General features: G+C 56.0%; 8 protein-coding genes. 6 read left to right on the top strand and 2 right to left on the bottom strand.

Going from position 1 to position 8,332, the window contains the following annotated elements:
* On the bottom strand, positions 1-1,583 hold a 1,583-nt coding region (gene ettA, locus QZ377_RS11280; RefSeq protein WP_291441241.1), incomplete at its 3' end, for an energy-dependent translational throttle protein EttA.
* Between the two features lie 273 nt (positions 1,584-1,856).
* Here ettA and QZ377_RS11275 point away from each other — a divergent pair.
* The 6 genes from QZ377_RS11275 to pgl all read left to right on the top strand — a co-directional run bounded on the left by QZ377_RS11275 (position 1,857) and on the right by pgl (position 7,449).
* Positions 1,857-2,810, top strand: coding sequence for a bile acid:sodium symporter family protein (locus QZ377_RS11275; RefSeq protein WP_291441240.1), 954 nt, complete (start codon positions 1,857-1,859; stop codon positions 2,808-2,810).
* Positions 2,810-4,039, top strand: coding sequence for an aromatic amino acid transport family protein (locus QZ377_RS11270; protein WP_291441239.1), 1,230 nt, complete (start codon positions 2,810-2,812; stop codon positions 4,037-4,039). Before QZ377_RS11275 ends, QZ377_RS11270 begins: the two co-directional genes overlap by 1 nt.
* Positions 4,040-4,048: 9 nt before the next feature.
* The gene (locus tag QZ377_RS11265) at positions 4,049-4,429 is read left to right on the top strand and encodes a RidA family protein (protein ID WP_291441238.1); all 381 of its coding nucleotides are present in this window, start codon (positions 4,049-4,051) and stop codon (positions 4,427-4,429) included.
* Between the two features lie 189 nt (positions 4,430-4,618).
* Positions 4,619-5,359: a methyltransferase domain-containing protein gene (locus QZ377_RS11260; protein WP_291441237.1), complete on the top strand. Its 741-nt coding sequence runs from the start codon at positions 4,619-4,621 to the stop codon at positions 5,357-5,359.
* A 22-nt stretch (positions 5,360-5,381) separates the two neighbouring features.
* Positions 5,382-6,440 (top strand): translation initiation factor IF-2, encoded by a 1,059-nt coding sequence (locus tag QZ377_RS11255; RefSeq protein ID WP_291441236.1) that lies wholly within the window; start codon positions 5,382-5,384, stop codon positions 6,438-6,440.
* A 262-nt stretch (positions 6,441-6,702) separates the two neighbouring features.
* Positions 6,703-7,449: a 6-phosphogluconolactonase gene (pgl, locus tag QZ377_RS11250; RefSeq protein WP_291441235.1), complete on the top strand. Its 747-nt coding sequence runs from the start codon at positions 6,703-6,705 to the stop codon at positions 7,447-7,449.
* Positions 7,450-7,754: 305 nt separating this feature from the next.
* On the opposite strand, the gene QZ377_RS11245 is transcribed toward pgl, so the two are convergent.
* A partial coding sequence (locus QZ377_RS11245) for a hypothetical protein (RefSeq protein WP_291441234.1) occupies positions 7,755-8,332 on the bottom strand: 578 nt, incomplete at its 5' end.

Raw genomic sequence — 8,332 nt, 5'->3', positions numbered from 1 at the left:
ACAAAGACCACATTGGCCTCGTCTTCAAAAGCCATGATGTGGGTAGCGACCCTGTCGAGGAACCAGCGGTCGTGGCTGATCACCAGCACGCAGCCCGCGAAGTTGTCCAGGGCATCCTCAAGGGCGCGCATGGTGTTAACGTCAATATCGTTGGTCGGTTCGTCAAGCAGCAACACGTTGGCCCCGGATTTCAGCATACGGGCCAAATGCAGGCGGTTGCGTTCGCCACCGGAAAGCACATCCACCTTTTTCTGCTGATCGGCGCCGTGAAAGTTAAAGCGAGTGCAGTAGGCACGGGCGTTTACCTCACGGTTGCCAAGCTTGATGGTTTCCGCGCCATCGCTGATAAGCTCGTATACGGTTTTTCCGGGGGTCAAAGACTCACGCCCCTGATCCACATAGGCGAACTGTACGGTTTCTCCGACCTTGAGAGTGCCGGCGTCAGGCGTTTCCTGCCCCACGAGCATCTTGAACAGCGTGGTTTTACCTGCGCCGTTGGGGCCAACAATGCCCACAATCGCTCCGGGAGGGATCAGCGCGCCGGCACCGTCCATAAGCATCCTGTCGCCCATGGATTTACCAAGACCGCTGAATTCAACAACGCTTTTGCCAAGGCGCGGTCCCGGGGGAATATAGATTTCAAGGTCAGGCGCGCGCTTTTCACTTTCATGAGAAAGCATGGCCTCGTAAGCATTAAGACGGGCCTTGCCTTTGGCATGGCGGCCCTTGGGCGACATGCGCACCCACTCCAGCTCGCGCTGCAGGGTTTTTTGTCTTTCAGCTTCGCTGCGCTCCTCATTGGCAAGGCGTTTCTGCTTCTGCTCGAGCCAGGAGGAATAATTGCCCTTCCAGGGAATGCCCCGGCCACGGTCAAGCTCAAGAATCCATCCCGCCACGTTGTCGAGAAAGTAGCGGTCGTGCGTGACTGCGATAACTGTACCCGGGAACGTGGAAAGATACCGCTCAAGCCAGGCTACCGATTCCGCATCCAGGTGGTTGGTGGGTTCGTCAAGCAGCAGAATGTCGGGATTCTGCAATAGCAGGCGGCACAAGGCCACGCGGCGGCGCTCCCCGCCAGAGATCTGCTGCACAGGCATGTCGCCGGGGGGGCAGCGCAGGGCATCCATGGCCATTTCAAGCCGCGAATCCAGGTCCCAGATGTTTTTGGCATCCATGAGTTCCTGCACCTCAGCCTGCCGCGCGATAAGCGCGTCCATCTCGTCGGGTTCCATTGGCTCGGCAAACTTGGCGTTGATTTCTTCAAACTGCCGGGCAATGGCCGTGAGTTCGCTCACGCCGTCTTCAACCACCTCGCGCACAGTGCGCGTTTCGTGGGTAAGCGGTTCCTGCTCCAGATAGCCGATTGTGTAGCCAGGGGCCAGAACGGTCTTGCCGTCAAAGGACTGGTCCACACCGGCCAGAATTCTCAGCAGGCTGGATTTGCCCGCGCCGTTCAAACCAAGCACGCCGATTTTGGCTCCATAGAAATAGGAGAGGGAAATGTCTTTCAGCACTTCCTTCTGCCCGTGGCGCTTGGTCACGCGGATCATGGAATAAATGATCTTATCCGGTTCGTTGCTCATGATGCTCCTCAAAATTTGGTGACGTTTTCGCCTTGGCAAAGGTGCGGTGCGAAAACGCGCGCCAAATGGGCGCGCTCCTAAAGAAACAGAGTATCTGCTTGGAGCAGCTTTTTCAAGTGAGACGCATGCCGAATATTTAACACGCAAGCCATGCCAATGACTTCCAACTATTTATTGATAGTAACTTTTTTATTCACACTCTTGCCATCCGCACGTCAGTCTGACAGTATGCCCATGTCCGCATACTACGCCTCAGGCGGAGGAAACACAGACTTGTTGCGCCTTGCGATCATCATCAGCGCCGCCCTCACGCGCTACATGGGCCTTGTGGTTATTGCCTGTTCCGCTCTGGCCCTCTGGCGGCCCGAGCTTTTCCGGTGGGTTGGCCCATACGTTACTCCGCTTCTCGGGCTTATCATGTTCGGCATGGGCATGACCCTGCGCGTGGGAGACTTCAGCCATGTGCTGGCGCGTCCACGGCATATCGCTCTGGGCATAGCCGCCCAGTTTGTCCTGATGTCCCTGCTGGCCTTTGTTTTCTGCCATGTCTGCTCTCTGCCGCCGGACATGGCCATGGGCCTCATTCTCGTAGGCACAGCCCCCGGAGGCACTGCCTCCAATGTTCTGGCCTATATCGCCAAGGGTGATGTGCCTTACGCTGTAACGCTTACATCCCTGGGTACATTTCTCGCTCTTCTCTTCATGCCTGCCCTTACCTGGTTTCTCGGCGGCGTGTGGATACCTGTGGATGTGGGCGGCCTTGTGGTCTCCATCAGCAAAATAGTGGTGGTCCCCGTACTTATGGGGCTTGCGGCACACCGCTTTTGCGGTGGACTGACTCGCCGCGCACTGCCTTTTTTGCCCCTGCTTTCCGCCCTGACCATTACCCTGGTGGTGGCAGGCATTCTGGCTATAAATGCCACAAACATTCTGGAAGCTGGCCTGGATATTTTTATGGCCGTCATCTGCCTCAACCTTGCCGGTCTTGCTTTGGGCAGCCTGCTCGCCCGGTTTTTCCGGCTTGACCGCAGCACCGGCCGCGCCCTGTGCCTGGCAGTGGGTACAAAAAACTCCGGCCTTGCCACTGCGCTTGCCCTGGCCCACTTTTCACCTGCGGCGGCCATCGCCGGCGCCCTTTACAGCGTGTGGCAGAACATTTCCGGAGCGCTGCTTTCCAATTTTTTTCATACCCGCCCAACAGATATCACCCCAAACAAGGAACTGTAATGGACTTCCGCTTTTCTCCTGTGCTTGGCGGCACCACTCTTGTTGCCGGTACGGCCATAGGCGCCGGTATGCTGGCTTTGCCGATGGCCTCGGCCGGAATGTGGTTTTCGTGGTCAATCGGGTTGATGCTGATTTCCTGGATCGTCATGTTGCGCTCAAGCCAGGCGCTGCTGGAAGTGAGCATGCACTTTGAACCCGGGCACAGCTTCCACACAATGGTCCGCGAACTGCTGGGGCCAAAGTGGAGCCTCGTGAATGGCTTTGCTGTTGCCTTTGTGCTCTACACCCTGGTCTATGCCTATGTAAGCGGGGGTGGGTCCATTATTGAACAAAGCATCACCTCCATAACCGGCACCGCGCCCCCCAGACTGCTCAACAGCCTTGTGCTCGCCCTGCTGCTCACGGTGTTTATCTGGTGGAGTTCCGAAGCGGTCGACAAGTTTTCCATTTTGCTTGTGGGCGGCATGGTCATATCATACTTTATTTCCATCAGCGGCATGATAACGCACCTGCGGGTGGACACACTGCTGGACCTTAATGGCAGCGGCGGAGAAATGATCTTCCTGTGGGGAGCCGTTTCCACCTACCTGACATCCTTCTGCTTTCACGCTTCTGTTCCGAGCCTGGTCAAATATATGGGCAAAGAGCCGCGCACCATTGACGCGAGCCTGCGCTACGGAACAATTGTGGCCCTGGTCTGTTATATATCCTGGCTGACTGCCGCGGACGGCAATATTTCGCGCGCGGACTTCAAAGGTGTTATTGAGGCGGGCGGCAACGTTGGTGACCTTATGGCCGCAGCAGGCAATAACCTGAGCAGCTTTTTGATTCTGCGCATGCTTGAAGGTTTCTCGCTTCTGGCTGTTTCAACCTCTTTTCTGGGGGCAGGCCTGGGACTTTTTGACTATATGGCCGACCTGTGCAATTTTGACAACAGCCGCATCGGAAGAACCAAGACCCTGCTGGTCACCTTTGTTCCACCTATTCTGGGGGGCCTTATCTGGCCTGACGGCTTTTTGTCCGCCATCGGCTGGGCCGGCTTGGCATCGGCATTCTGGGCAGTCATCATACCGGCCCTTTTGCTCAGCAACAGTCGCAAGCGCTATGGCAAGGCCGTGTACACTACGCCGGGTGGTCGCCTGACAGTGCCGCTGCTTCTGGCATATGGCTGCTTTGTCGCTGTTTGCCATACGCTTTTTGTCTTCAATCTTTTACCCATGTACCGCTGAGGAACAATCATGAATAAAGAAGTCATCAGCACAGACAAGGCTCCTGCCGCCGTTGGCCCGTACAGCCAGGCCATCAAGACGGGCAATCTCATATTTCTTTCCGGGCAGGTCCCCATTGATCCTGCAACCGGCAAACTGGTAGAAGGCGACGCCGCTGCTCAGGCCATTCAGTGCTGCAAAAATGTGCTGGCAATTCTTGAATCACAAGGCCTGACTACTGCGAATGTTGTGAAAACCACGGTTTTCATCACCGACATCAAAACCTTCGGCGCCGTAAACGAAGTGTACCAGCAGTATTTCAGCGCCCCCTGCCCCGCGCGCTCCTGCGTGGAGGTCAGCGCCCTGCCGCTGGGGGCCAAGGTGGAGATCGAATCCATCGCCACTGTATAAACTTTGCGCAATTTATGATAAAATGGTGAGGGATGCGTGTTTTGCATTCCTCACCGTTTTTTGTATGGAGCGCTGCATGAAAATTCCGCATGGCTTTCTCCCGGCAGTTTTTTTCTTGCCATTTTGACCTCTTTGCAAAATAGTGGGATATTAAAAAACAATCGAACGATCTGATCAAAAGGCAGAACCATGAAGCGGTGGCATTGGAAGACCAAGGGCCTCTCTGCCCTGAGCAAGCAGCAGAACCTTCTGCAACACAGTTTGGCGGTCTGGCCCCGCAGGGGAAAAACCCTGCTGGAGGTCAATTGCGGCCAGGGGATATTTTCGCCCTTGTTGTGGGAATGCGGTTTTGACCTGACCATAACAGAGCTCCGCCCGGAACTGCGGGCGCGGGCCGCCGCCGCAATGGGTTGCCGCGCAGAAATAGCCGCTGCCGCAGATGATCACCTGCCCTTTGATGACAGTTCTTTTGACGGGGTTGTCCTGCACCTCTCCGGCGGTGACAGAAAAAAAGTAGAAATCGCCGCACGCGAAGCCTTGCGCGTTTCTTCCGGTGGACTTGCCGTTACCTTCTGGAACAGCGCCTCTCTCGCCTACCTGCTGCACTGCCTGCAAGGCCGAAAAAGTTCCTGGCCCGGACCTGCACACAAATGGTGGAGCATCTGGCGCCTGCTCAAAGATATGGGAGGCGGCAAGGCCTGCGGCATGAGCACTCTTGCCGGACCGCGCACCCTCTGGAACAGCACGTGCCCGTTGGGCGGCTGCATCCATAAACTGCCCCTTCCGTTGGGAGCATGGTGCGTCATTCGCCTTGATCTTGGCCCTGCACGGCCCGTAACGCCCATTCCCCTCAAGATCAAGGGGCAGCGCCTGCGCAGGCCTGAACCGGTGCTGGAGTACGGTTCAAAAAATTCCCTGAACTCTCAGTGAATTAGAAAATATCAGGTGTGTCATGAACTTTCCCGCTATTTCCCGGCTGATCTCCTTTGTACGGCAGCATGTTCTTGCGTTCGCTGCGGGCATATTGATCGTGATTGTCGCAGTGCTGTTTTACAGCGGCTGGCGGTATTACCAATTCCGCCAGTCCAGCCTCTATGCCTATGAAGAATTGCGCGATGCCCTTAAAAGCGCCCATACTAACAAGATCGCGGAGATGATAGACTTCAACGCGCTTTCCCGGCAACTGGCTGCCAGCCTGGTGCGAAGCTATCCCTTTCTCAAAGCGGGGCCGGATCAGGAGCGTCAGATCAGCGACATGATACAAACCGCCCTGCTCAGGCAGCTACGTTCCAAACAAGAGGCTGCCAAAGAAGAGCCGGACCTGAAAACACGGTTAAAAACTCCGCTCTACGCCTTGCCCCCAGACTTTCTGGAGCAGCTTTCAAAAAGCATCAGCCTGCAGACCTCCAGCGAAGGCACCGCCCTGCTGACAGCCAGGATACGGCATCCTTTGCTGGATAAAAATTTTCCGCTGATCCTGCGGATGGATAAAACCGCCGAAGGATGGATTGTACGCAGCCTGGTAAACGGGCCGGAACTTACGCGCCAGTTTCGCGAAGCTCAGGTGGAGCGCATGCGCGGCCAACGGCAGATGATCGTGGACAAAAACACACAGACAGAGCGGCGTATAAGAGACATCTTTCCTCTTCAGTCCTGCTCTGTAGATGCCGGCCTGATTTCAGACGGCAGCACCCTGCTTGTGGTGGTGCGTGTACTCGCGCGCGACATCGGCACTGTGGGGGTAAACAATATGAACCTGTTTGCCGAAATCTCCAATGCTTCCGGCAGCAAGCTGCTGAGCCGCAACCTGAATGCCGTGCAGCCCGTGCGCCCGGGTGAAGATTTCAAGCGAAGCTGGACCATTGAGCTGGACGGACACAGCGAACTCGGCCGTCGCTTGCTGCAAGGATTACCCCTGAAGTGCACGGCGACATGGAAGACCCTCGGGCTCGACAACGGCGAGGTGCTGCACATTTCCGATACCCCGGAACCTATCGAAGAATTTCAATAGTTGCGGCACACTATTGGCACAAATAGGACTTTTCTCTCTGATACTTCTGTGCCATAGTAAACATTGTCGCCCAGCCTTGTCAGGGCAAGAATTTTCGTCATGGCTGTCGGTGAACAGCGCGGCCTGGCCGGTCGAATTGTTTAGCTGTACCGCGCCTCGCAAGGCCGGAAATTCCCGGCTGCCAGGACGCGTTTTGCAGGCAAGTTCCCGCAAGACGGCCAATGCCGGCCGTTTCCATCGTCAACTTTGAAGGAGCCGCCACATGTCGGGCCTCAGCCGATCCATCCATCTTACGGTGCACATTCATAAAGACCCGGCCGCCATGGCCGAGCGCGCCGCACATATTCTTGCTGCCGCCTGTGAAGAGGCTGTTGCTGAAAGGGGTGTATTCCGCATTGCCCTGTCCGGTGGGCAGACTCCCATTCCGCTTTTCCGACTGCTTGCCGGTGACGACTGGGCCGATCGGCTGCCCTGGGACAAGATAAGCATTTTCTGGGTAGACGAACGCTGCGTGGGGCCGGAACATGCCGACAGCAACTACGGTCTGGCCCGCAGGGAATTTCTCGGCCATGTGCCGGCTACGCATTTCTACCGCATGCGCGGCGAAGAGGATCCTGTAGAAGCTGCCGTCAAGTATGAAGGGCAGCTCCGTGCCGAATTCGATCTTGGCCCGCAGGATCTCCCCCGTTTTGATTTTATGCTGCTTGGCATGGGCGAAGACGGGCATACGGGGTCTATTTTTCCCCATTCGCCTGCCCTTGCGGAAAAGAAACGGCTGGTCATTGACCAGTACGTTCCGGAACGCAAGGCCGACCGGCTCACCCTCACCCTGCCGGTCATCAATAATGCCCGCTGCTGCATGTTTCTTGTAACCGGGGCCGAAAAACATGATGTGCTCTCCCGCGCCCTCAATCTGCTGGCCCCGCCCACCCTGCCCGCCCAGATGGTGCGGCCCGGCTTTGGCGATCTAGTATGGGTCGTGGATGAAGCTGCGGCCACAGGCGTATAGACTGACAAAACAGCAAGCATCTGGCTCGATTGTGTTCATAACTGCAAAATGGTGACGTCTTCCCTGCCGGGGCGACTTTCAGCAGAAACACAAGATGAATCCCCGAGGCTGGTCCACCCCTTTTCAGCCTGAAGACTGAAAGACCATCGGACACAACAACGCGCCACGCACATATAAACAATCGGCCAGCTTTTCCCGGAACAACACGGAAAAGCTGGCCGAAATGTTTTACGCCGCTGTACCCTCATGCGCGAAACTTCTGCCCGTAAGCTTTGTCGGGCGTGTCGTCCGCGCCGGGCCTTTTGTTACTGCAAGGCTTTAAGGATAGAGGCAGCGGACACAGAAGAAATCGCCTGGCCGTCCACAATCACGGCGGGCAGATGCTTTATGCCGTAATATTTGCTTATCTGTTCTGCCTGATAAAGGTTAACATTTCCAGCATCATAACAATATCTTGCCACGCTCAGTTCCTGACTTGCGGGAACCGGTGGCCGCAGGCGCGAAAGATAGGCATAGTGGATGGGATAATCCGTATTTTTTACAGTGGCGTCATATTCATTTTGAAAAGGCACCGCGTGTCCACGGGTACTTTTCTGCTCGGCCTTGACCTTGTTCCACTGTCCCAGCGCATACGTCAGATACGGCATGGCCTGTCCCGGGCGTGAATGGGTTATCCAGATAGCCAGCCCCATAAGGTCAGTTCCGTAATATTCCCTGCTGTTGGCAAAAACTGCAATTTTGCACTGCTGGGAAGAAAGGGACCGGCTGGCATCGACAACAGCCTGCCAGACTTTTTCGCTCTGCGGCGCGGCAAAATCAAGCAATACAAGAATTTCGTGCGGTGCGGTGGGATTGCCAAAAACTACAGGATAAATTTCATGTT

This window comes from Desulfovibrio sp. (assembly GCF_019424165.1).
Classification (GTDB): Bacteria; Desulfobacterota; Desulfovibrionia; order Desulfovibrionales; family Desulfovibrionaceae; genus Desulfovibrio.
This window is presented reverse-complemented; position numbering and strand designations above follow the sequence as displayed.